The organism is Roseateles sp. (genome assembly GCF_052436255.1).
Lineage (GTDB): Bacteria > Pseudomonadota > Gammaproteobacteria > Burkholderiales > Burkholderiaceae_C > Pelomonas.
On sequence record NZ_JBQVNP010000059.1, the window covers coordinates 1 to 23,243 of the forward strand.

Consider the following 23,243-nt stretch of genomic DNA (forward strand, 5'->3'; position numbering starts at 1 on the left):
TATTTGGCGGCCATTTTTGCCGGCTCGTCAGGCTTCTTGTCGTTGCCTTCGATGTAGGGGCTCCATGGCTTGGCTTTCACCGGGCCGGGCGTCTTCCACACCACGTTGAACTGGCCGTCACCCTTGACTTCGCCGATGAAGACCGACTTGTGCAGGTGGTGGTTCTTCTCGTCCATCTTGGACGTGATGCCCGAGGGCGCCGTGAAGGTCTGGCCGGCCATCGCGGCGATGACCTTGTCGGTGTCGGTGCTCTTGGCCTTGGTGACGGCCTGCGCCCACATGTTGATGCCGATGTAGGTGGCTTCCATCGGGTCGTTGGTCAGCGGCTTGTCCTTGTGGCCGGCGATGCCCTTGGCCTTGGCATAGGCGCTCCACTTCTTGATGAAACCGTCGTTGGCCGGGGCCTTGATGGACATGAAGTAGTTCCACGCGGCCAGGTGGCCCTGCAGCGGCTTGGTGTCCACGCCGCGCAGCTCTTCCTCACCCACCGAGAAGGCCACCACCGGCACGTCCGTCGCCTTCAGGCCCTGGTTGCCCAGTTCCTTGTAGACGGGCCCGTTGGAGTCGCCGTTGATGGTCGACACGACGGCCGTCTTCTTGCCTTCGGCGGAGAACTTCTTGATCTTGGCAATGATGCTCTGGTAGTCCGCATGGCCGAAGGGGGTGTAGTCCTCCATGATGTCGGACTCGGGGATGCCCTTGGCTCTAAGCAAGGCGCGCAGGATCTTGTTGGTCGTGCGCGGGTAGACGTAGTCGGTGCCCAGCAGCACGAAGCGCTTGGCACCGCCGCCGTCCTTGCTCATCAGGTACTCGACGGCAGGGATGGCCTGCTGGTTGGGCGCGGCACCGGTGTAGAACACGTTCTTGCTCAGCTCCTCGCCCTCGTACTGCACGGGGTAGAACAGCAGCGAGTTGGTCTGCTCGAAGACCGGCAGCACCGACTTGCGGCTCACCGAGGTCCAGCAGCCGAACACGACGGCGACCTTGTCCTGCGAGATGAGCTGCTTGGCCTTTTCGGCGAACAGCGGCCAGTTGGAGGCCGGGTCGACGACGACGGGCTCGAGCTTCTTGCCCAGCAGGCCGCCCTTGGCGTTGATCTCGTCGATGGCCATCAGCACGGTGTCCTTCAACACCGTTTCGGAGATGGCCATGGTGCCCGACAGCGAGTGCAGGACGCCGACCTTGATGGTGTCGGCAGCGTGAGCGGTCAGAACAGCGGCGGGGGAGATCAGGGTCGCGGCGGCAGCCAGCGCCAGGGCGGAACGACGAAGCATCGGGGATCCTCCAGAGGGGTTTTGGGGTCGGTCGAGTAGCGACCCACCCTGTGCGCAAGGGGCGTGCCAGCGCAGTCAAGGGCGGCGGCCCGCCCGAGTGCTCAGCGGTGGTGCGGGCGCGCACCCCTGGCGCCCAAGCTGGTGCGAGCGTCCCAATCCGGTGCGTCTGGCGGCCGCTCGCGAGCCGCGCGGAGCGCCCGCCAACGACGGCGCCGCATGACGCACAAGGCGGGGTGCGGCACTGGTCGGTCGATCACAAGCGCCTCGGCGGCGCCCGCGGGTCAGCGGTGGCGCTACTGGGTCAAGCCCTTGATCTCATCGGCCATGATTCGCCAGTTCTTCACCTGGTCGAGGTATTTTTTGGCCTGCGCCTTGGCGCGGTCCTCCCAGCCCGGGTTCTTCATGGCGAACTTGCCTTCCCAGAAGCCCATGCCCTTGTTCTGTGCGGCGTCGTCGATGAGCTTGAGCAGGTGCACCGGGTCAGCCCGCAGGCGCTCGCCAATCTGGGGCGAGGCTTTCAGCACGGCGCCTTTCCAGTGCGTGACCGCCACCGAGATGGATCGCGCGGCGGTAGAGGAACACAGCGCTTCCTTCAGGTTCTGCTCGGTGGGCTTGGCGATGAACTGCTTGAGCGCCGCCTCGAACTCGGCCGAGCCCTTCTTGATGCCGAGATAGACCATCTTGAGGTTCTTGTTCAGCACCTCCTGGGCGGACGCGTCCTTGCCCAGGCGCTTCTCGACGATGGCGGTCACCTGGACCACCTCGTTCTTCGCATATTTGCGCAGGGCGTCCAGGCGCTGGCTGAGGATCTCGAACCCCGCCTTCAGGTCAGCGTCCGAGGGGCCGAGCACCCGGGCCTGCGCTTCGAACTCATCCATGTTCTTCTTCAGGCCCTCGTTCATCTTGACCAGGGCGGTGGCGAGCGCCTTCAGGTGGCCGGGCAGCGCCTTGAGGTTGTCGTCCTTGCAGGACTTGGCGGCCTCCAGGGCCGCTTCGTAGTCGGCCAGGCGCTGCTCCAGCGTCTTGCCGCTCTTCATCACCATCAGCAGCTTCTTGATGCCGGCCTCCTGACCCTTGTTCTTCAAGGTCGGCGCCACCCGCGCGGTCAAGGCGGTGAAGTTGCGCATCGCGAGCTTGTAGTTGTCGGTCACAGACATACCGGATCCTTTGAATCAGCGAGCGCCGGGCTCAGGGTTGTGGGCATCGGTCAAGGCGGACGCGACGCGGGCCGCGCAAGGCGCGGCCGTCGGACAACGCTGAGTACCTTGCGGCGGGCGGCAGTTCCCCTCGCCAGGCAAGTTTCCGGACTGCCGCGCGGGGCGGCCGTGCGCTCAGGCCGGCAACACCATGCCGTCGCAGGCACCGAAGCCGATGCGGCGAAAGCCCGGCTTGTGCGCGAAGGCGCGCAGGCCCAGCGTGTCGCCGTCGAGCACGAAGGTGCGCTGCTCGCCGTTCGGCAGCGTGATCGGCTGCTTGCCCCCCTGGGTCAGCTCCAGCAGCGAGCCGGCCTCGTCGGGCTGCGGCCCGCTGATGGTGCCCGTCCCGAGCAGATCGCCGGGCTGCAGGTTGCAGCCGTTGCTGGCGTGGTGGGTCAGCATCTGCGCGAGCGACCAGTAGGCGTGGCGCAGGTTGGAGCGCGACAGGCAAGTGGGCCGGGCCATCGTGGGCGTCTTGAACCAGACCTCCAGCTCGATGTCGTAGCTCGCATTGGCGCGGTGGGCGGGCGAGTCGAGATAGGGCAGCGGCTGCGGATCGCCTTCGGGCCGTGTGAACGGGATGCGGAAGGGTTCGAGCGCCTCCATCGTGACGATCCACGGCGAGATCGTCGTGCCGAAGTTCTTGGCCAGGAAGGGGCCGAGGGGCTGGTACTCCCAGGGCTGGATGTCGCGGGCCGACCAGTCGTTGAGCAGCGTCAGGCCGAAGGCGTGCTCATGGGCCTCGTCGATGCCGAAAGGCTCGCCGAGCGCATTGCCCGGGCCGACAAACAGGCCCAGCTCCAGCTCGCAGTCGACCCGGGCGCTGGGCTTGAACACCGGCACGTCGGCATCCGGCGGCTTGACCTGACCCCTGGGCCGGCGCAGCGGCGTACCGCTGACGACGATGGATGAGCTGCGGCCGTGGTAGCCGATGGGCACCCACTGGTAGTTGGGCAATAGCGGGTTGTCCGGGCGGAACAGCTTGCCGATGGCGCGTGCGTGGTGGATGCCGGTGTAGAAGTCGGTGTAGTCACCGATGCGGCAGGGCAGCGTGTACTCGGCATCGGCCTGCGGCACGAGCTCTAGCTCGGGCGCTCCCGCCTTGAGCGTGTCGAAGAGGCGGTGCCGCAATGCCAGGCGCTCTGCGCCCGGGCGGGCCATCAGCGCATTCATGTCAGCAATGCCCCAGGCACTGAGGTCCAGAATCTGGTCGCCGATGCCGACGCCGATGCGCCACGGCTCCAGCGTGCCGGTGCGGCGAAAGCTGCAGAAGGGCAGGTTCTGCAGCGGGTAATCAGTCGCGGGGTCGTTGGCCGAGGCGACCCAGGAGAGGGCGGCGGCGTCGTGGGTGTGGTCAAGCATGCTTGAATTCTTCCTTCAGGCCCTGCCAGCAGTTGGCATACGTCGTTTCCAGTGGCGCCTCACGCAGCGCCCAGGCCGTGGGCTTGAGCGGCCAGCGCGTCTCGAACATGAAGGCCAGCGTGTTGTCCAGCCTGTGCGGTTGCAGCACCGCGCCGCTGGCCTTGTCGAAGGCCTCGGTGTCGGGGCCGTGCGGCACATAGCTGTTGTGCAGGCTGGCGCCGCCGGGCTTGAAGCCCTCGGGCTTGGCGTCGTACTGGCCCAGCACCAGGCCCATGAACTCGCTCATCACGTTGCGGTGATACCAGGGCGGGCGGAAGGTGTCCTCGGCCACCATCCAGCGCGGCGGGAAGATGACGAAGTCGACATTGGCCCAGCCGGGTGTGTCGCTGGGGCTGGTGAGCACGGTGAAGATGCTGGGGTCGGGGTGATCGAAACTGACGGTGTTGATCGTCATGAAGCGCGATGTGTCGTAGCGACAGGGCGCGAGGTTGCCATGCCAGGCGACGACGTTGAAGGGGCTGTGCTCCTGTGTGGCGCGCCAGAGCTGGCCGCCATAGCGCTTGACGATCTCGTACTCGCCGGGCTCGGCTTCGTGCCATGCCACGGGCGCCTCGAAGTCGCGCGCGTTCGCCAGGCCGTTGGAGCCGATGGGGCCGAGTTCGGGCAGACGCAAGGCGGCGCCATGGTTCTCGCAGACATAGCCGCGTGCCGGCACGTCCAGCGGGTCGACCTTGAAGGCCATGCCACGCGGCAGCAGCGCGATGGAACCGGGCGCGACTTCCAGGCGGCCCAGTTCGGTCGTGATCAGCAGGCGGCCCTGCTGCGGCACGAGCAGCATCTCGGCATCGGCATTGACGAGGGCGCGGCGGCCCATGGCGCGTGTCGACACATAAGCCAGGGCGGTCATGCCCTGGATGCCAGCCTCGCCGTTGACCGCATAGCTGCGCAGGCCATCGATGAAGTCCCCGTCGCCCTGCAAAGGCGTCGGGCCCCAGCGCAGCGGGTCGGGCGCGGCGCACTCACCTGCCGCGCCGCCGCTCTTCCACAGCGCCTGCGGCAAGGGCTCGTAGCCACCGACGACGACCGACGGCTTGCGGCGGTACATCCAGGTCCGCTGGTTGTCGGCACGCGGCGCGGTGAAGGCGCTGCCGGACAGCAGTTCGGCATACAGGCCGTGCGGCACGCGCTGTGGGCTGTTGCGCCCGATGGGCAGGGCACCGGGCACGGCTTCGCTGCTGTGCTGGTTGCCAAAGCCGCTCAGGTATTGCAAAGGGGTCGGTTCAGTCATGGCGTTGGCTGGCGAGCGCGAAGGCTTCACGAAGCACCTCGCGGTCGCCGATGTGGTTGCACAGAATCAGGGTCAATCGCGCCTGCCAGTCGGCGGCGGCCTCATCGCTCAGCCCGGACTGGGCCGCGATGAGTTCGGCGTAGAAGGCATCGGCGTCGCGACCGAAGCCAGGGGTCAGCTTCAAATGGCTCATGCGGCTCTCCCATGCGCTCGCGCCAGCGCCACGGCCAGGGCATCAGCGTCGAAACGGTGCCAGCGCGCGGCGACAACGCCGTCGGGGCGGATGAGGAAGGCGCAGCCGGGCCGGGCCCCGTAACGGGTTGCCGCCAGGCCTTCGCCCGGCAGCACGACGACACGCGCACCGGCCGCATCGACGCGCCAACCGAAGGCCAGCAGCAAGAAGTCGCCGCCCAGCTGCTCGCTCAGCCAGCCGCCGCCCTCCAGCGGCGCATCGGGTGCCGGGCAGCCGGGTACGAGGCCACCGGTCCACGGCTCGGCGTCGGGCGTGCTGAGCGGCGAATCGACATGCTCGGTCGGCGTCGACAGCCGCCCGCTGTTGACCAGCGGCTTGGCGAAGTCGGCATGGGCGGCCAGGTCGAGCGCGGCGCGGCGCAGGCGCCGGCTCAGCGCGCTCTTGGGGCTGATGAAGTCAGTGGCCCGGGTGGAGTGGGCGATGTTGTCGTCGGCCGCCTCGATGCGCTCGAACTCGTAGGAATCGAGCAGCACCTCGCTGCCCTCCCCCTTGATGACCGCGGCCAGCTTCCAGCCCAGGTTGTCGGCATCCTGCACGCCGCTGTTGGCGCCGCGCGCGCCGAAGGGCGAGACCTGGTGGGCGGCGTCGCCGGCCAGCAGCACGCGGCCGACGCGAAAACGGTCCGCGCGACGGCAGGCGAACTGGTAGATGGACGACCACACCAGTTCGAATTGGTCGCTGCCGAGCATCGCGGCCACCCGCGAACGGATGCGATCCGGGTCGCGCTCGGCGTCGACGTCCGCGTCACGACCCAGCTGGAAGTCAATGCGCCACAACCCATCGGCCTGGGCATGCAGCAGCACCGACTGGCCACGATGAAACGGCGGGTCGAACCAGAACCAGCGCTCCGGCCGCGCCGGGTCCAGGCCACGCGGGCGAGCGCCCGACGCCAGGCGCACATCGGCGATCAGGAAGCGGTCTTCGAAGACCTGGCCCTGGAAGCTCAGGCCCAACAGCGTTCGAGTGGGGCTGCGCGCGCCGTCGCAGCCGATGACCCAGTCGGCGCGCATGTCGAACAGCCCGTCGGGCGTGCGCACGTTCAGCGTCACGCCATCGGCGTCCTGCTCCAACCCGATCAGTTCATGCCTGCCGCGCAACTCGATGCGCTGGTCCAACTGCACCGCACGAACGAGCCGCGCCTCGACGACGTCCTGCTGCAGGTTCACCATGGCCGGCATCTTGTGATGCGTCTCGGGCAACAGGTCGAAGGCATAGGCCTCGCGCTCGCCGTGGAAGACGCGGCCGCGCTGCCAGCGCACGCCTTCGCGCGCGACCGCCTCCCCCACCCCGAGGCGGTCGAACACCTCCAGGGTCTTCTGAGCCCAGCAGACGGCGCGCGAGCCCTCACCGATGCGGTCACTGTCGTCGATGACGACGACGGGTACGTCACGTTTGGCCAGGTCCAGCGCCAGCGTCAGGCCGACCGGCCCGGCGCCGACGATGACGACGGGGCGGCGCTGGGGCTGGCCGGAGCGTTGCTCTAGGCTCTGGTGGTAAGGGTAATTCGGCAGCGCCATTCAAGAGTGCTCCCATCCTGGAACATGGCCACAGAGGCACATGCTCAAGCCCCCTCCAGGGCCTTCCACATCTCGACGTCCCGCTCAGCGGTCCAGATGCGCGGATGTGCGGTGCCACCAGCCTCGTCATAGGCACGCGTCACATCGAAAGGCATGCAGTGGTCGAAGATGACCCAGTGGCCATATTTCGGACGCAGCGCCGCCAGCGTGCGCTGGTAGACGGCCTTGAGTTCTTCACCGGCCTGCACGCCCGACCGCACGGCTGCATACAGCTCACTGACGAACGCGCGCGTTCCCTCCAGGCCGGCGGTGACTTGCGCCGCGCCCTTCAGCGCCGGACCACGGCCGGGCACGAGGGCCGCTGCATTGAGTGCGGCGATGGCGTCCAGCGTTGCCGGCCAATCAGCGAAATGCGCGTCACCGCAATACGGCGTGGCATCGAACTCGACCAGGTCGCCGCTGAACAGCACGCGCTCCTGCGGCAGCCAGGCCACCGTGTCGCCGGCCGTGTGGCCACGGCCGGGCGAGAACATCTCGACCTTGACGCCGCCAAGGTCCAGCGTCAGCCGGCCACTGAAGGTCAGCGTCGGCCAGGTCAGGCCCGCAGGCACCGACTCGACATTGCGGAACAGCCGCGGGAAGCGGCCGATTTCGCTGGCCTTGTCCTGCTCACCGCGCTCCTGGATCAGCGCCAGCGTCGCCTCGCTGGCGATGACCTGCTCCAGGCCCTCGGCCTTGAAGGCGGAAGCGCCGAGCACGCGCACCGCGTGGTAGTGGCTGAGCAGCACGTACTTGATCGGCGCGGCCGTCACCTCGCGGATGCGACGGATGACGTCGGCCGCCATGACGGGCGTGGCCTGGGTGTCGATCACCATCACCGCGTCGCGGCCGATGACGATGCCGGTGTTGGGGTCCCCCTCGGCCGTGTAGGCCCAGGCGTGCTCGGACAGGCGCTCGAAGGTGACCTTCTTTTCTTCCAGGTCGGCTTGCGAGGCAAAGGCTTTTTGGGTCGTCATGCAGGTCTCCAGCGCAGGGCCGAAATTTAGCTTAAACCGAATCAATTCACCAATATAGAATTTTGAGCATGATGGGTTCCAAGGCGCCGCGCGGCATCCAGAGCATCGAAGTGGGTGGTCAGTTGCTGCTGGCGCTGGCCCGCCAGGGGCGGCCGATGGCGCTGAAGGACCTGGCCCGCGCGGCAGGCATGACGCCGGCCAAGGCACACCCCTACCTCGTCAGCTTCATCAAGCTGGGCCTCGTGGAGCAGGAGGGCGGCAGCGGCCCTTACGGGCTGGGACCACTCGCGATGCAGCTCGGGCTGATCAGCCTGCAGCAGTACGACCCGGTGCGGCTGGCCACCCCCGTCATCGAGGAGCTGGCCCTTCGGCTGGGCCACACGGTGGCGATCGCCGTCTGGGGCACGCATGGGCCGACCATCGTGCGCGTGGCCGAGGGGCCGACGCCGGTGCACATCAGCATGCGGCATGGCACGGTCATGAGCCTGGCCGGCACGGCGTCGGGGCGGCTGTTCGCCACGTGGCGCGGCGAGCACGCGGCCCTGCTGGGCGAGGCGCTGCCAAAAGCCGCCCTCATCAAGGCCGTGCGCCAAGACGGGATCGCCACCTCGCGCGACGGTGTCGTCCCGGGCGTCAGCGCCGCCGCAGCGCCGGTGTTCGACGCCAGCGGCCGGCTGGTGCTGGCCTTGACGGCCATCGGGCCGAGTGCCAGCTTCGACACCGCGCTGGACGGCGCGCTGGCCGCCGCGCTGAAGAAGGCCGCCGCCGAACTGTCGCGGCGGCTCGGCCACTGAAACTCAGGGCATCGGCGTGATGCGCAACATCAGCACGCCATGCGGCTGAACCCGCCCACCAAACTCACCCGCAACGCCGCGTGTCTTCGTGCCTGACCACAGGTCATGGACCTCGGCCCTCAGCTTGGCCGGCAGGTCCATCTGCTCCCAGCTGACCTTCATGTCGGCCGGCTTCTGGCCGCGGTTGAACAGCACCGCGGCGCGGTCACCGCCCTGCAGCGTGCGCACCCAGATCTCCAGGTCGCCCTGGCGCCAGATGCGGCGGCCCTGGCGGCCCAGCGGGTCCTGGTCCACCCGGATGACCTCGGCGTTGGTGAGGATGCGGCGGGTCGCCTCGTCCATCTTGGACAGGTCGTTGCCGGCGATCAGCGGCGCGGCCAGCATGGCCCAGAGCGAGAAGTGGCTCTCGTACTCGGTGGTCGTCATGCCGCCGTTGCCGACTTCCAGCATGTCGGGATCGTTCCAGCCGTTCGGGGCGGCCTCGCTCCAGAGATCGGCATTCATGTCGAGGATGTCGAGCATGCCGTGCGACCACTCCTTCTTGCCCTTCCAGGCGTCCCAGATGTCGCCCGTGGTGCGCCACAGGTGGCCGACGGGGTGGGCCCAGCGGCCGGGGCGGCTGTTGCCCCACTCGCAGATGGAGAACACGATGTCGCGGCCCGACTCGCGCAGCGCCTTGGCCATGATGGTGTAGGCCGCCTCGGGGTTGCGCGGGCCGGTGTAGCACCAGTCGTACTTCAGGTAGTCCACACCCCATTTGGCGTATTGGCGCGCGTCCTGGAATTCATGGCCGGCGCTGCCGGGGCGGCCGCCGCAGGTCAGCGCGCCGGCGTCCGAGTACAGACCGAACTTCAGCCCCTTGCTGTGCACATAGTCGGCCAGCGCCCTGATGCCGCTGGGGAAGCGTTCGGGGTCGGCCTGGATGTTGCCGTCGGCGTCACGGCTCTTCTGCCAGCAGTCGTCGATGACGATGTACTGGTAGCCGGCGGCCTTCATGCCGGACGACACCATCGCGTCCGCCTGTTCGCGGATCAGCTTCTCGCTGACGTCGCACTTGAACTTGTTCCACGAGTTCCAGCCCATCGGCGGCGTGGGCGCGAGCTTGGGCTTGGGGGCGTCGAGCTTGAGGGTTTCGTGGCCGATGGTCTGAGCCTGCACGGCCATGGCGGCGGCGCCGGTCAACACGGCCAGCAGCGTCTGGCGCAGCCAGGTCGAGGTCATGGAGAACTCCATTGGCGTTAGACGGTGCCGCGGCGTGCTTCCAGCTCGACGCGGATCTCGTGCATGCGCTGCTCGGTCAGGAAGTAGCGCGACACGACGACCAGGGCGATCAGCAGGCCCACGATGGGGATACCCGAGAGGCAGACACGGATCAGGAAGATGGCGTCCTCGCCCTGCACGGGCAGCTTGGCGTTGAAGCCCGTGAAGGCCAGCACCCAGCCCGAGGCGCTGTTGCCCAGGGCCAGGCCGACCTTGCTGATCCACGAGCCGCAGGCCGCGAACGACCCTTCGCGGCGCTGGCCGGTGGCGAGTTCGTCGTGGTCGATGACGTCGGCCATGGCCGAGCCGTAGATCGTCCAGAAGCCCGCGCCGATGAAGGCCACGCCACCGCTGGCGAACAGCTGCAGCCAGGGCAGCTGCGGGTTGTAGAAGAACCAGTCGCCGATGAAGGCGGCGATGCCCAGCCACAGCACCGTCATCAGCGCATTGCGCTTGCCGTAAGCCTTGGCCACCCAGCCCGCGAAGGCGATGCCGACGAGGCCGCTGACAAGTCCCGCCACACCCATCAGCGAGTTCCACTTCGTGGCCTGCACGACGTCGCCGCCGCAGACGTAGTAGACGGTCGCGTAGTAGCCCAGCAGGCCGACCATCGCCGTGGCCATGTTGTAGGTCAGCATGGTGCCCAGCATCAGCCGGAAGGGCTTGTTCTTCAGCGTGCGGTAAAGCGTGTCCTTGAACGGCACGCGCTGGCGGCTCTGCGCGACGAAGCTCTCGTAATAGCGCTCGCGCGTCAGCGAGAAGATCAGAACAGCCAGCACCACCAGGACGCCGCCCAGGATGGCGGTGTAGACCTGGGCGCCCAGCAGGATGTCGGGCTTGCCGCTGGCGTCATGGAAGAAGTAGAGCGTCGTGAACTGCGCGGCGACGAACATCCCCAGCTCGGGAATCTTCTGGATCGCGTTCTTGATGGACATCACGCGCGTGCGCTCGTGGTAGCCCGGCGTGAGTTCGGCACCCAGGCTGTTCCAGGGCATCGCGAAGCAGCTCATGACCGGCGCATACAGGCAGGTCGAGACGACGAGGAAGATGAAGTACTCGGTATCACTCCAGCCCCGCCCGACGGCGAACAGCAGCGGCAGGCCGATGCCCGTCAGGATGCCACCGACGAGGATGAAGGGGCGCCGGCGCCCCCAGCGGCTGCGGGTGTTGTCGGAGATCCAGCCGAACATCGCGTCGGACACCGCGTCCGCGAAGATCTTGATGCCCATGGCCATCGAGATCAGCTGCGGCGCCACACCCAGGCCGATATTGAAGACGTGGAAGACCAGCGACTGGTAGAGCCAGTGGCCCCACATGTCGTGGAAGGAGCCGAGGCCGAAGCCGACCTTCTGCGAGGTCGGCACGCGGTCATCCGCCGCGGGCGCGGGTGCCGTGGCAGGGCGCATCAAGGGCGCGGCGGCCCCAACGGAATCGGCAAGCACGTCTGTCTCCTTGGCCACCTGAGGCGGCGCTTTTTAGTAAACAGACGGATTTTTGTTCGACCGGCAACCGAACAGAAGCGGTGAAACACCTAGGCCGGCTGGCGCCTTGGCTTGCGCGTCGCAGCGGGCGCGGCCACAGGCGCGCGTTTCACCATCGAGCTCTCGCGCACGACCAGCTCCACCGGCAGCGAGGCGTCGTTGGGTGCGATATCGCCCTCGATCAGCGCGCGGGCGGCCACGTTGCCGAGCGCCTCCTTGTCCATCTTCACGGTGGACAGCGGCGGCTTGTTGCGCGCGGCCGCCTCGATGTCGTCGTAGCCGATGAAGCGGATGTCCTCGGGCACGCGCAGCCCCACCTCGTGGCAGAGCTCGATGGCGACGATCGCCGTCGAATCGTTGTAGGCAAAGACGGCATCGGGCCGCTGCGGCAACGCGAGCAAGCGGCGCATCGCGTCACGGCCCGCCTCGCGGTATTCCAGCGCCGGGTCCAGCGTGACCTCGTAGTCGGGGTCGAACAGGCGGCCCGCCTCGAACAGCGCGCGGCGGAAGCCCTTGGCGCGCAGTGAGGTGGAGTAGTGCGCCAGCGGCCCGAAGATGGCCGCGATGCGCTGTGCATCGCCATCCAGCAGATGCCGCGTGGCCAGCCAGGCGCCCTGCAGGTTGTCGTCGTTGACGCAGCGCACGCCGGGGTGGAAGTGGTCCACCAGCACCAGCGGCAGCTCGCAGCGGCGGATGGCCTCCATGGCCTCGGGGTCGAAGTAGCCGGCGCCGAGCAGCGCCTCGGCCTCGTGGCGGCGCACCTGGCCGGCAATGTCGTCACCGGCCAGCACCGACATCAGGCTCAGCGGCACGCCCGCCTCGCGGCAGGCGATTTCGGCACCGTGCAGCACATAGGAATAGAAGGGGTTGTTGGCCAGCGAACCGATGCTGCGGCTGTACAGGAACAGCATGCGGCGCGGCTTGCCAGTGCGCAACTTGGCCGTGTCATAGCCCATCTTCTGGGCAACGCCGAGCACCTGGCTGCGCGTCTGCTCAGACAAACCCGGCTGGCCCTTGAGCGCGCGCGACACCGTCCCGATGGACACGCCGGCGGCCTCGGCCAGCTCGCGAATCGTCACTCCCTTGTCGGCCATGGCCCGAACTCCAGCTGTTGTTTAGCACCGCACATCGGCGGCGATTGTGTCATCGGCTGCCGAGTACGCCCTGTGCGCCGGCGTTGCACCGACCCCGGGGCAAAACCTAGGCTCAACATTGTTCACTAAACAACTGTTGTTGCATAGAATATTTCCGGTCCCCACCCCTAGCCGCCGCCCGACATGGACCTGACCTCGCCTCACAACTCCCTCGCCGACCTCGTCGCTCCACCCGCCGGCTCACCGATGCGCCGCCGCGATTTCATCTTCGGTGCGGGCACCTCTTCCTACCAGATTGAGGGTGCCGCACACGAGGACGGACGGCTGGAATCGATCTGGGACCGCTTCTGCGCGACGCCGGGCAAGGTGCTTCGCGCAGAGAACGGCGATGTGGCCTGCGACCACTACCACCGCCTGGACGAGGACCTGGACATCCTGAAGCGCCTGGGCGTGGACGCCTACCGTTTTTCCATCGCCTGGCCGCGCGTCATGGATGAGGCGGGAAAGCCCAACGCCAAGGGCATCGACTTCTACAAGCGGCTGCTGGACGGCCTGGGTGCCCGCGGCATCAAGGCCTTCGTCACGCTGTACCACTGGGACCTGCCGCAGTACCTGGAGGACCGCGGCGGCTGGCTGAACCGCGACACCGCCTACCGCTTCGCCGATTACGCCGACCTGATGAGCCGCGAGCTGGCCGGCCACGGCGACGTCGCCGCCTGGACGACGCACAACGAGCCCTGGTGCTCGGCCTACCTGGGCTATGGCGACGGCCACCACGCACCCGGCCTCAAGTCCCACCGCTGGGCCGCGCAGGCCATGCACCACCTGCTGCTGGGCCATGGCCTGGCGCTGCCCATCCTGCGCGCCAACGCACCGCAGGCACTGCACGGCATCGTCGCCAACTGCGCGCCCGGCTATGCCGACAAGGACACCGCCGAGGATCGCGACGCTGCCTCCCTGTTCGAGACCTACCAGAACCGCTGGGTGCTGGACCCGCTGCTCAAGGGCGAGTACCCGGCCGACCTGTGGCGGCTGTGGAAAGGCTGCGAGCCGCTGGTGCTGGACGGCGACATGGACATCATCCAGCGCCCCATCGACTACCTCGGCATCAACTACTACAGCCGCGCGGTACTGGCCTCCAAGGGTCCGGACACCATCGACTGGGTACGCCACCCGGAGGTCGAGCGCACGACGATGGACTGGGAGGTCTACCCGCAAGGGCTGCAGGACTTGTTCGAGGCCTTCAAGCGCGACTACGCCAACCTGCCGCCGCTCTACGTCACCGAGAACGGCATGTCGAGCCACGACACGGTGGATGCCAACGGCCAGGTCGACGACCTGCAGCGCCAGGCCTATCTGAAGAGCCACTTCGCGGCCTGCTCGCGAGCGATGGACAACGGCGTGGACGTGCGCGGCTATTTCGTCTGGTCGCTGATGGACAACTTCGAATGGGCCTTCGGCTACGAGCGCCGCTTCGGCCTCGTGCACGTGGACTTCGACACCCAGAAGCGCACGCTCAAGCGCAGCGCGCTGGCGTACGCGGACTTCCTGAAAGCGCGCGCGGCGCGCTGAGCCCCTCGCCCAAGGTTTACCTTGGCCGGCTCCCCGAGGGGACGGCGATGCTTGCGGCGTTGAGCCGCAAGCACGTCGCCACGCGGACCGGCTTGGGAGCGGCCCGCTCGGCCCGAAAATTCAAGGGCGTCTTCCCACCAGTCGATCCAGGTAGGCCGCGTGGTCTGGCATGCCGTCCACCGTCTTCGCGATGGCCATGTGCAGCCGCTTGAAGTGTTCGCGCAGTGTGGCCTCGTCCACCTGCGCCAGCAGCGGGTCCAGCGCTTCCGGCTTCATGCCGAGGCCCAGGTAGAGCGAGTACCACGAGTCTTCGCCGAAGCTGTCGCGGTCCAGGATGACGACCCGGCCGTTGCGGCGGAAGTTATCGATCTGATGCGCCAGCGTGTCCGGGATGGGCATGGCCTTGCAGTAACGCCAGAACTCGCTGTCGTCGCGGCGGGTTTGCTGGTAGTGCAGGATGATGAAGTCGCGGATGGACTCGTACTGCCGTGTCATGCGGCGGTTGTATTCGTCCACCAGATGGGGCTCGCAGTTGCGGTCGGGGAACAGCTCCACCAGGGCACTGACGCCGTGGATGACGAGCGACAGGCTGGTCGATTCGAGCGGCTCCAAAAAGCCTGACGACAGGCCCACGGAGACGACGTTCTTGTCCCAGATGCGCTTGCGCATGCCGGTCTTGAAGCGCAGCTGACGCGGCTCGCCCTGGGGCGCGCCGTCGAGATGGCTCAGCAGCACGCGGCCGGCTTCCTCATCGCTGGTATAGCCGCTGCAGTAGACATGGCCATTGCCGGTGCGGTGCTGCAGCGGGATACGCCATTGCCAGCCGGCGCTGCGCGCGGTGGAGGTCGTGTACGGCGTCAGTGGGAGCACCTTGTCACAGGGCACGGCCTGGGCGCTGTCGCAGGGCAACCAGTGGGTCCAGTCGTGATAGCCGGCCTTCATGACGCCTTCGATCAGCAGCGCGCGAAAGCCCGAGCAGTCGATGAAGAGGTCGCCCTCGATGCGCCGGCCGTCGGCCAGCGTCACGGCGGTCACGAAGCCGTCGCCGGGGCGCAGCGACACGTCGACGATGGTGCCCTCCTCGCGCTTGACGCCGCGCGCGATCGCGTAGTCGCGCAGGAAGTTCGCGTACAGACCGGCGTCGAAGTGGAAGGCGTAGGAGTACGAGTTGGCGGCCGACGGCGGCCCGCCCTCGGGCGGCACGAAGCGGTTGCGTTGCGCCATCACGCTGGCGGTCGACCATTCCTCGTGACTGGGCATGCCGCCCAGGCGGCTCAGCCGCATCCAGTGCGCTACCGACGAGCGGTTGACGATGGGCGGCCCGAAGCCGCCGAAGCCGTGGAAGAAGCGGTTGCCGACGTGGCCCCAGTCCTTGAACTCGATGCCCAGCTTGAAGCTCGCCTGGGTCTTGCGCATGAACTCGGCGTTGTCGAGTTCCAGCGCGTCGTTGTAGTAGCGGATGCTGGGCAGCGTCGCCTCGCCGACGCCGACGGTGCCGATGTCGGCCGACTCGACCAGCACGATCTCGCAGCCCACCGGATTGGCCGGCCCGCCCGGCTGCGTGCCGAACATCTGGCTGAGCGGCGCGGCGGTCATCCAGCCGGCGCTGCCGCCGCCAACGATGACGATGCGGCGAATGGCTTGGTCGTTCATCACTTGGCCATCTCCATCGGCTCGGCGCGGACGTGTTTATCGATGAACGCGCCGTGGTCGGGCATCCCGTCCACGGTCTTGGCAATGGCCGTGCGCAGGCGCTCGAAGTGCGTCCGCAACGCCTGCTCGTCAACCTGCCCGAGCAGCGGGTCGTGGCGCTGCGGCCAGCAACCGAGGCCAAGAAACAGCGACACCCAGGAGGGCTCGGCAAAGCTGTCCGGGTCCAGGATGGCCACGCGCCCGCTGCGTCGGAACACCTCGATCTGATGCTTCAGGTCATCCGGGATGGGCATGGCGGCGCAGTAGCGCCAGAACTCGCTGTCGTCGCGCTTCGTCAGCTTGTAGTGCAGCACGATGAAGTCGCGGATGGACTCGTATTGCCGCGTCATGCGGCGGTTGTATTCGGCCGCGAGATGGGCATCGCAACGGCGGTCGGGGAAGAGTTCGACGAGCCGGCCGATGCCGTCCATGATGAGCTGGATGCTGGTGGATTCCAGCGGCTCCAGGAAGCCCGAAGACAGGCCGATGGCGACGACGTTGCGGTCCCAGGCCTTCTTGCGCATGCCGGTCTTGAAGCGCAGCTGGCGCGGGTCGGCCTGCGCGGCGCCGTCCAGGTTGCGCATCAGCACCTGGCCGGCTTCCTCGTCGCTGATATAGCCGCTGCAGTAGACGTGGCCGTTGCCCGTTCGGTGCTGCAGCGGGATGCGCCACTGCCAGCCGGCGCTGCGCGCGGTGGACGTGGTGTAGGGCGTCAACGGCTCGACACGCGCGCACGGCACGGCCTGGGCGCTGTCGCAGGGCAGCCAGTGGCTCCAGTCGTGATAGCCGGCCTTGCACACGCCCTCGATCAGCAGCGCGCGAAAGCCCGAGCAGTCGATGAACAGGTCGCCCTCGATGCGACGGCCATCCGCGAGCGTCACGGCGGTCACGAAGCCGTCGCCGGGGCGCAGCGACACATCGACGATGGTGCCCTCCTCGCGCTTGACGCCGCGTGCCAGCGCGTAGTCGCGCAGGAAGTTGGCGTACAGGCCGGCGTCGAAATGGAAGGCGAAGGAGTAGGCGTTGGACGCCGACGCGATGTCGCCGTCAGGCGGCACGAAGCGGTTGCGCATCGCCATCACGGTGGCGGTGGACAGGTCTTCGTAGCCCATCCCGCCAGCCTGACCATGCACACGCAGCCAGTGGGCCACGGAAGAGCGATTCAGGATGGCCGGCCCGAACTCGCCGAAGCCGTGGAAGAAGCGGTTGCCGAGGTGACCCCAGTCCTTGAACTCGATGCCGAGCTTGAAGCTCGCCTGCGTCTTGCGGATGAACTCCGCGTTGTCGAGCTTGAGCGAGTTGTTGTAGTAGCGGATCGTGGGCAGCGTGGCCTCGCCGACGCCGACGGTGCCGATCTCGGGCGACTCGATCAGCACGATCTCGCAGCTGGCGCCGTGGTCGCCCTGACCCATCAGCTGGGCCAACGGCGCTGCGGCCATCCAGCCCGCAGTGCCGCCACCGACGATGACGATGCGGCGCACCGGTCCGCCGTCAGGCATGCGTTGTTTCTCCATCGGACGCCCTCTCGTTGTCAATGAGACAGTAACCCAAAAAAAAGGCCCGGCGCCGCAGCGCCAGGCCTGTGTGGAACCGGGACAAACCCGGTTTCGATCAGAAGTTCAGCCGTGCCGACACCGTGTAGCGCGGACCCGAAACAAACCAGGTCCGGCCCGTGAAGCCGATGTGCTGCTGCATCAACTGCTTGTAGACCGCGTCGGTCAGGTTCTGGCCTTCCAGCGAGAACGTCAGCTTGTCGTTGAACTTGTACTGCACGCCGGCATCCAGCTGACCAAAGTCAGCCGTCCAGATCGGCAGACCCAGCGGCATGTTGTTGCGTCCGTACTGCGGGCTTTGCGGATTGGCATTCAGGCCGTTGGTCTGGTTCGGGCCAGTGTTGTCCGGGAAGGCCACGCCGTTGTGGAACTTGCCGCGCCATGAATAGGCCACGCGCGCCGAGATCGGACCGTGGTCGTACAGGATGGCCAGGTTGAACGCCTTGCGCGACAGGTTGGGCAGCGGGTGGTCGCCGTACGCCTGACCGTTGGTGTCGCAACCGTTGACGAAAAGGCTCAGGTTACGGCCGTCAGCGGCGCTGCTGCACCACTCGTTGCCACCGACGGCGTTGTACCGCTTCTGCTTGCTGTCCACGTAGGTCAAGTTGGCCTGCACACCCAGGCCTTGGAGCACGCCGGGCAGCCCATTGAAGAAGTGCTGCACGGCAAACTCTACGCCGCGCGCCCAACCCTTGGCACCGTTCACTTGCGTCGAGTACGCAAACTCGTACACCTTGCCGGTGTTGTCCGGCGCCGTCAGGATGCCCACTTGGTTGACGATCACGTCCTTGAGCCGCTTGTTGAAGGCGGCCATCGTCACCGAGCTGGCCTTGTCGAGGTACCACTCGGCGGACACGTCGAACTGGTCGGACTTGACCGGCTTCAACATCGGGTTGCCCAAGGCCTGGCCGCGGTTGCGGAGATCGTCCACATAGTTTTGGCGATCCCCCGCCTGATCCACGATGGTCCGGACGGTGGCGCTGCCGGCATCGAGGATCAGGTTCGGCTGCAGCGCACTGATGTCGGGACGTGCGACCGCCTTCGCGTACGCGAAGCGCAGCTGCATCTTGTCGTTGAACTTCCAACGCAGATTCAGGCTGGGCAGAACGTCCGTGTAGCTGTTGCTGGTCTCGAGCGGCTGCCGGTAGCCGGTGAACACGGGGATGGGGCCGCCGGTCAATGGGCCGGTCACGGCATCGGTCGCCTGATAGTTCAGGGACTGGTAACCCGCCGCGTCGTACTTGGTGTTGACGACACGAAGACCCACATTGCCGTCGACAGGCACGTTCCACTCGTCGAACCCGAAACGCAGCTGCGCATAGGCCGTCTTGGTGGTTTCGTGCTGCGTGTTGTCACGCGCCGAGACCGCGCCGGGCACGGGCGGGGTGAACGCAGGGTTGCAACTGTTGCCCGGACTGCCGCCCTTCGAGATCTTCTCGGCCTTGTACTCCTCGCACAGCGTGGTGTAGTAGCTATGCAGTTCAGAGTAGGAGCTGGGGTAGTTCGCGGCCACCGCCATCGTCGGAAGCACCAGCGATGCAACGTTGTTCTTGCCGTTCATGAAGTTGTTGAACGGCTTGACCTGGGTTTGACCGCCGAAGCGATTGAGGTAGGCCAGGCTCTTGATCGGGTGCCAGTCCCAGCTCTGGCCAACAGCGCCCTGGTCGAACTCGGCGGATTGCCAAGTCTGCGACACCGCCTGCCAGTTGTACCAACGAGGCACCTTGTTGACCACGTCACGGTCGGTGAAGCGCAGGCCGAAGCGCACGTCATGCAGCACCGGGTGGTCAAAGTTGTACCTGACGTCGCCCTTCCACGCCTTTTGCTTGGCCTTGCTCTCTGACAGCCTCTCCATGGTGAAGCCCCAGTAGTACTTGGAGGGGTCGGCCAGGTAAGCCTGGTCCGCCGCATCCAGAACCAGGCGCGGCAAGTCGCCGGTCATGTCCAAGGTTTGCTTGGGCATGTTGATACCGGTCGCCACGGTCGAGTCGATCGTGCCCGTCTCGGACTCGATGAACTGGAAGTCGTTGGCGATCCGCCACTGGGAAGTTGGCGTCCAAACCAGATTGAAGGTCGTTTCCTTCGTGTCCGAAGCACTTCTGGAAAAGCGCGTATTGGCATTGAAGGGAATGCCGCCCTTCGGGGGATCGGTGAGGGTGCCTTTCAGCAGTGCGCCGTTGCTGCCCCACGTGGCATCCGACACGACCGACGAGTACGGGTCCGCCTGGCTGGCGATGGAGCTTTCATCCCAGTAGAAGTCGTACTTGGAACGGAAGTAGGTCACTGCAGCCTGCAGCGTGTCCTTCTTCCACTGGCCGGCGACATACGTGCCCCGGCGGGCGCGGTCGTAGGCCAGCGTCTGCCAGCCCATCGCCTTGGGGAACCACTGGTTCTCTGTCGTGGGCCGGTAGTAGGCGTTGTTCGAGTCGTTCGGATTGGTCCAGCGATCCACTCGACGGAAGTAGGGGTCGACGGCCATGCCATCGGTGCGGGTCGAGCTCTTGGAGTCGGCCGCGTGGATCAGCAGACCGACCTTGCCGAGGTCGGTGTTCCAGGTGTTGGACAGCAGGCCGGAAACGGTCGGCTTCTGGTTGTCACGCAGCACGTTCTTCGTGAGCGACACACCCAGGCCAGCCTTGAAGCCGTTGTAGTCGAAGGGCAACGCGGTGCGCAGGTTGACGAGGCCGCCGATGGCGCCTTCGATCTGCTCTGCCGACGGGTTCTTGTAGACGTCCACGCCGGCCATCAGTTCGGGCGGCACGTCTTCGAAGCTCAGGCCCCGGCCGCCGTTGGCGGAGAAGCTTTCACGGCCGTTGAGCTGCGACGACACATAGGTCAGGCCGCGGATGATGACGCCCGAGCCCTCGACGGAGAAGCGCATCGGGTCGCCACGCGCCATCACGCGGTCCATGGACACGCCGACGATGCGCTGCAGCACCTCGCTGACAGAGCGGTCGGGCAGCTTGCCGATGTCGTCCGCAACGACGGAGTCGACGATCTCGTCGGACTCCTGCTTGAGCTTCTGGGCCGATTGCAGTGCGGCCCGCTGGCCCGACACCACGACCGTCTCAAGCTGCTGTGACCGCGCGGGCGCGGACGCCGCCGCAGCGGGCGCCTGCTGCGCCATCGCCGGCATTGCCATGACCATCAAGGCCTGGGCTGCCGCCAATGACAAGGTTGTCTGTTTGAAATGTCTCATCCTGGTTTGCTCCTCTTTGGTGGGAAACATTCGACCCTTGCGGGCCCATGTCGCGGTTGCAGGCCCATGACCTCAACCTATTTTGGTAACGGTAACATCTATCACGCCCCGACTACATCGGGAAATCAACTACAGGGGATCTACTCATTCCGCCTGAGGTTGGACTCTTCTATCAAAAAATGGCAATTTGTCGCACGGCGTGGTCCACGGCTACGTACTGCAAGGTGTTTGGTAGCGCTATCTGTGACTTGATGCTGCGCGGCGCCCCGGGCATGAGGTCGATGAAGTTATCCGATAGCGCCAGACCGTTGCCGGTGAGCCACAAGCCCTTTACCGGACTGTCGCAGCTGAGCTGCAACTCGCGCCCTTGGGCGGTGATGTCGATGCGTGCGCCGCCGAGGCGGTAGAACTTGAAAGGCTCGGTCCAGGCGCAGTCGCGCGCCAGCTCAGCGCCGTCGGCGCCGAACGCGCCAAGCTCGGCAACCACTGGATCAGTGAATGCGGGCAGCGCCTGCGCGGCCTCGACAGAACTGGCAGCCGGCACGCCTTGGCGCAACTGCATGTCGACCAGTTGTCGGCCGTCCATCGCAAACAACCGCAGCCGTAGCGTCACGGCCACGTCAGCGGTCCCGCCGTTCATCACGGCCAGACGCGCCCCGCCCGCTTCCAGCCGCACGGCCACCGCCAGCGTGCCGAGCGCGCGGCGCACCGCATGCCACGCCGGCTTCACCGTGCCGCTCGAATCGATCAGCGCCCAGCTTGTCACCGGCCAGCAGTCGTTGAGCTGCCAGACGAGCGCGCCGCCCACGGCTCGCGCGCCCGGCTGCTGCCAGCGGCGGCGGAAGTCCTGGTAGGCCACCCGCATGGCCTCGGCCTGTACGAACTGCGTCGCGTAGACGTGATCCGCCAGCGTACTGCCCACGCGCAGGTTGTCGGCCAGGTAGACGGACAGGCGGCGGTGGCCGTCCGGCCCGGCGGGGGAACCGGCCTTGTTGTGCCACTGCACCGTGCGGCTCTCGGGGAAGCGCTCCTCCTCTGGCAGCACCGATTCGAACAGCGCCAGCGAGGGATGCGACTGCATGCCGAACTCACTGACGAAGCGGGCCTGCACATCGCCATAGCGCTGGTAGGGCAGCATCTGCTGATGCCAGACCTCCCAGCTGTGGCGATCGCCCACGGTGGCATCGGACGACTTGGCGTCGCCCGGCGTGAACGGGCTGCCGGGCCAGTAGAGGGTGTCCGGGTCCAGCGCCGCGCAGACCTCGGGCAGGAGTCGCTCGTAGATCGCCCGCGCCTCGAAGCGCTCGGCGGGCACGCCCGGGCCGGCCAGGCCGAGCGACTCCGCAATCATGTAGTCCTCGTTGTTGCCACACCAGAGTGCCAGGCAGGCGTGATGGCGCAGCCGCTTCACGGCGGCTTGCGCCTCGGCGCGCACGCTGGCCAGGAAGGCAGCGTTGGCCGGGTAGACACCGCAGGCGAACATGAAGTCCTGCCAGACCAGGATGCCCTGCTCGTCACAGGCTTCGTAGAAGGCTTCGTGCTCGTAGACGCCGCCGCCCCAGACGCGCAGCATGTTCATGTTGGCCGCAGCCGCCTGGCCCACGCGCTCGCGGTAGCGGGCCGGCGTGATGCGCTCCAGCAGGCTGTCGTCGGGAATCCAGTTGGCACCCCCGGCGAACAAGTCCTGGCCGTTGACCTGGAAGTGAAAGCTGCTGCCGGCCTCGCCCTGCACCGGCACCTGCACGAGGCGCAGCGTGCGCAGGCCGATACGGCGGCTGTCCCGGGCCAGCACGCGCTGGCCGTCCAGCACGCGCACCACCAGCGTGTAAAGCGGCTGGCCGCCCAGGCCGCGGGGCCACCACAGCTGGGCGTCGGCCAGGTTCCAGGTCGCCTGGGCGGCGTCGGCTGCGACGGTCTGCGCCGCGACGCTGCGGCCCTCCGGGTCGAGCAACTCGAACGCACAGCGCAGCCCGGTGCCGGCGCCGGGCACGCGTGCCGCCACCTGCAGCGTCGCGCGCCGGCCGGCCACGTCCACCTCGCTGCGGCACTGCAGGTCCTCGATGCGCACCGACCAGCTGTGCCGCCGCACCGGCCGCCACGGGCCGCTGACCAGCAGCTCCGGGCCCCAGTCCCAGCCGAAGTGGTACTGCGCCTTGCGCGCATGCAGGCGGGCGCTGTCGCCGTTCCAGAGCTGGCGCTTGCCATGCACCGCCTCGACCTCGCGGGCGCTGGCCAGCGGCGGCTCGAAGCAAAGCAGCAGTTCATTGCGGCCGGGCCGCAGATGCGGGCGCACATCCACACGGCGCGGCACGAACATGTTGTCGGATGCGAACAGCCGCTCGCCGTTCAGCCACGCGGTGCAATAGGTGTCCAGGCCCTCGAAGACCAGCTCCTCGTGCGGCGCCAGCTCGCCTTCGACGTCGAAGCCCAGGCGCCAGGCCCACCTGCGCTCGCCCACCCAGCGCACCTCGGCCTCGTTGCGGCCGAAGAAGGGGTCGGGAATGCGGCCGGCCGCCAGCAGCGCGCCATGGGCCGTGCCGGGCACGGCAGCGGGCAGCCACTCGGCGGCGGCAAGGCCAGCCAGGGTCGCACCGGCCGGCGCGACGGCCATTTCGGCCAGTTGCCAACCTTCATGGAGATCGATCAGACGTTCGGAGATCACTGCGCTCAAGGTCCTCGCGGCGTCGCCCTG

General features: G+C 67.2%; 16 protein-coding genes. 2 read left to right on the forward strand and 14 right to left on the reverse strand.

What is annotated here, in order from left to right; translation table 11 throughout:
• From urtA to ACT6S0_RS14695, 7 genes are all read right to left on the reverse strand, one after another.
• Positions 1-1,274: urea ABC transporter substrate-binding protein (urtA, locus tag ACT6S0_RS14665; RefSeq protein ID WP_444764557.1), on the reverse strand; the 1,274-nt coding region annotated here is incomplete at its 3' end.
• A 293-nt stretch (positions 1,275-1,567) separates the two neighbouring features.
• On the reverse strand, positions 1,568-2,431 hold the full coding sequence (locus ACT6S0_RS14670; protein WP_444764558.1) for a hypothetical protein: 864 nt from the start codon (positions 2,429-2,431) through the stop codon (positions 1,568-1,570).
• A gap of 174 nt (positions 2,432-2,605) precedes the next feature.
• Entirely contained in the window at positions 2,606-3,832 is a 1,227-nt protein-coding gene (gene fahA / locus ACT6S0_RS14675) for a fumarylacetoacetase (RefSeq protein ID WP_444764559.1), read from the reverse strand.
• Complete coding sequence (gene hmgA, locus ACT6S0_RS14680; RefSeq protein ID WP_444764560.1) at positions 3,825-5,120, reverse strand: homogentisate 1,2-dioxygenase; 1,296 nt, start codon at positions 5,118-5,120, stop codon at positions 3,825-3,827. Before hmgA ends, fahA begins: the two co-directional genes overlap by 8 nt.
• Complete coding sequence (locus ACT6S0_RS14685; protein WP_444764561.1) at positions 5,113-5,313, reverse strand: DUF2783 domain-containing protein; 201 nt, start codon at positions 5,311-5,313, stop codon at positions 5,113-5,115. The genes hmgA and ACT6S0_RS14685 overlap by 8 nt, the downstream gene beginning before the upstream one ends.
• Positions 5,310-6,890, reverse strand: a complete 1,581-nt coding sequence (locus ACT6S0_RS14690; protein ID WP_444764562.1) for an FAD-dependent oxidoreductase — start codon at positions 6,888-6,890, stop codon at positions 5,310-5,312. The genes ACT6S0_RS14685 and ACT6S0_RS14690 overlap by 4 nt, the downstream gene beginning before the upstream one ends.
• Before the next feature lie 44 nt (positions 6,891-6,934).
• Positions 6,935-7,906, reverse strand: a complete 972-nt coding sequence (locus tag ACT6S0_RS14695; RefSeq protein WP_444764563.1) for an MBL fold metallo-hydrolase — start codon at positions 7,904-7,906, stop codon at positions 6,935-6,937.
• A 68-nt stretch (positions 7,907-7,974) separates the two neighbouring features.
• Between ACT6S0_RS14695 and ACT6S0_RS14700 the strand changes: the two genes are divergently transcribed.
• Positions 7,975-8,700 carry an IclR family transcriptional regulator gene (locus ACT6S0_RS14700; protein WP_444764564.1) on the forward strand — a complete coding sequence of 242 codons (726 nt, stop codon included), beginning with the start codon at positions 7,975-7,977 and terminating at the stop codon, positions 8,698-8,700.
• A gap of 3 nt (positions 8,701-8,703) precedes the next feature.
• Here the strand turns inward: ACT6S0_RS14700 and ACT6S0_RS14705 are convergent, their stop codons facing one another.
• From ACT6S0_RS14705 to ACT6S0_RS14715, 3 genes are all read right to left on the reverse strand, one after another.
• A complete protein-coding gene (locus ACT6S0_RS14705) occupies positions 8,704-9,921 on the reverse strand; it encodes a glycoside hydrolase family 27 protein (protein WP_444764565.1) in 1,218 nt (405 codons plus the stop codon).
• A 17-nt stretch (positions 9,922-9,938) separates the two neighbouring features.
• Positions 9,939-11,402, reverse strand: a complete 1,464-nt coding sequence (locus ACT6S0_RS14710; protein ID WP_444764566.1) for an MFS transporter — start codon at positions 11,400-11,402, stop codon at positions 9,939-9,941.
• An 89-nt stretch (positions 11,403-11,491) separates the two neighbouring features.
• Positions 11,492-12,535 carry a LacI family DNA-binding transcriptional regulator gene (locus tag ACT6S0_RS14715; protein ID WP_444764567.1) on the reverse strand — a complete coding sequence of 348 codons (1,044 nt, stop codon included), beginning with the start codon at positions 12,533-12,535 and terminating at the stop codon, positions 11,492-11,494.
• A gap of 183 nt (positions 12,536-12,718) precedes the next feature.
• Here ACT6S0_RS14715 and ACT6S0_RS14720 point away from each other — a divergent pair, with 183 nt between their 5' ends.
• Positions 12,719-14,107, forward strand: a complete 1,389-nt coding sequence (locus ACT6S0_RS14720; RefSeq protein ID WP_444764568.1) for a GH1 family beta-glucosidase — start codon at positions 12,719-12,721, stop codon at positions 14,105-14,107.
• A 120-nt stretch (positions 14,108-14,227) separates the two neighbouring features.
• Here ACT6S0_RS14720 and ACT6S0_RS14725 read toward each other — a convergent pair whose 3' ends face one another.
• From ACT6S0_RS14725 to ACT6S0_RS14740, 4 genes are all read right to left on the reverse strand, one after another.
• Positions 14,228-15,760 carry a tryptophan halogenase family protein gene (locus ACT6S0_RS14725; RefSeq protein WP_444764569.1) on the reverse strand — a complete coding sequence of 511 codons (1,533 nt, stop codon included), beginning with the start codon at positions 15,758-15,760 and terminating at the stop codon, positions 14,228-14,230.
• Positions 15,760-17,298 (reverse strand): tryptophan halogenase family protein, encoded by a 1,539-nt coding sequence (locus ACT6S0_RS14730; RefSeq protein WP_444764570.1) that lies wholly within the window; start codon positions 17,296-17,298, stop codon positions 15,760-15,762. Before ACT6S0_RS14730 ends, ACT6S0_RS14725 begins: the two co-directional genes overlap by 1 nt.
• 112 nt (positions 17,299-17,410) lie before the next feature.
• Positions 17,411-20,551, reverse strand: a complete 3,141-nt coding sequence (locus ACT6S0_RS14735; protein ID WP_444764571.1) for a TonB-dependent receptor — start codon at positions 20,549-20,551, stop codon at positions 17,411-17,413.
• 172 nt (positions 20,552-20,723) lie between these two features.
• The gene (locus ACT6S0_RS14740; protein ID WP_444764577.1) at positions 20,724-23,213 is read right to left on the reverse strand and encodes a glycosyl hydrolase 2 galactose-binding domain-containing protein; all 2,490 of its coding nucleotides are present in this window, start codon (positions 23,211-23,213) and stop codon (positions 20,724-20,726) included.
• Positions 23,214-23,243: the final 30 nt, after the last annotated feature.

Coding starts and splice junctions, on each gene's coding strand:
- ACT6S0_RS14670 (WP_444764558.1), bottom strand. CDS start 2,431: ATGTCTGTGACCGACAACTACAAGCTCGCGATGCGCAACTTCACCGCC.
- fahA (WP_444764559.1), bottom strand. CDS start 3,832: ATGCTTGACCACACCCACGACGCCGCCGCCCTCTCCTGGGTCGCCTCG.
- hmgA (WP_444764560.1), bottom strand. CDS start 5,120: ATGACTGAACCGACCCCTTTGCAATACCTGAGCGGCTTTGGCAACCAG.
- ACT6S0_RS14685 (WP_444764561.1), bottom strand. CDS start 5,313: ATGAGCCATTTGAAGCTGACCCCTGGCTTCGGTCGCGACGCCGATGCC.
- ACT6S0_RS14690 (WP_444764562.1), bottom strand. CDS start 6,890: ATGGCGCTGCCGAATTACCCTTACCACCAGAGCCTAGAGCAACGCTCC.
- ACT6S0_RS14695 (WP_444764563.1), bottom strand. CDS start 7,906: ATGACGACCCAAAAAGCCTTTGCCTCGCAAGCCGACCTGGAAGAAAAG.
- ACT6S0_RS14700 (WP_444764564.1), top strand. CDS start 7,975: ATGATGGGTTCCAAGGCGCCGCGCGGCATCCAGAGCATCGAAGTGGGT.
- ACT6S0_RS14705 (WP_444764565.1), bottom strand. CDS start 9,921: ATGACCTCGACCTGGCTGCGCCAGACGCTGCTGGCCGTGTTGACCGGC.
- ACT6S0_RS14715 (WP_444764567.1), bottom strand. CDS start 12,535: ATGGCCGACAAGGGAGTGACGATTCGCGAGCTGGCCGAGGCCGCCGGC.
- ACT6S0_RS14720 (WP_444764568.1), top strand. CDS start 12,719: ATGGACCTGACCTCGCCTCACAACTCCCTCGCCGACCTCGTCGCTCCA.
- ACT6S0_RS14725 (WP_444764569.1), bottom strand. CDS start 15,760: ATGAACGACCAAGCCATTCGCCGCATCGTCATCGTTGGCGGCGGCAGC.
- ACT6S0_RS14730 (WP_444764570.1), bottom strand. CDS start 17,298: ATGCCTGACGGCGGACCGGTGCGCCGCATCGTCATCGTCGGTGGCGGC.
- ACT6S0_RS14735 (WP_444764571.1), bottom strand. CDS start 20,551: ATGAGACATTTCAAACAGACAACCTTGTCATTGGCGGCAGCCCAGGCC.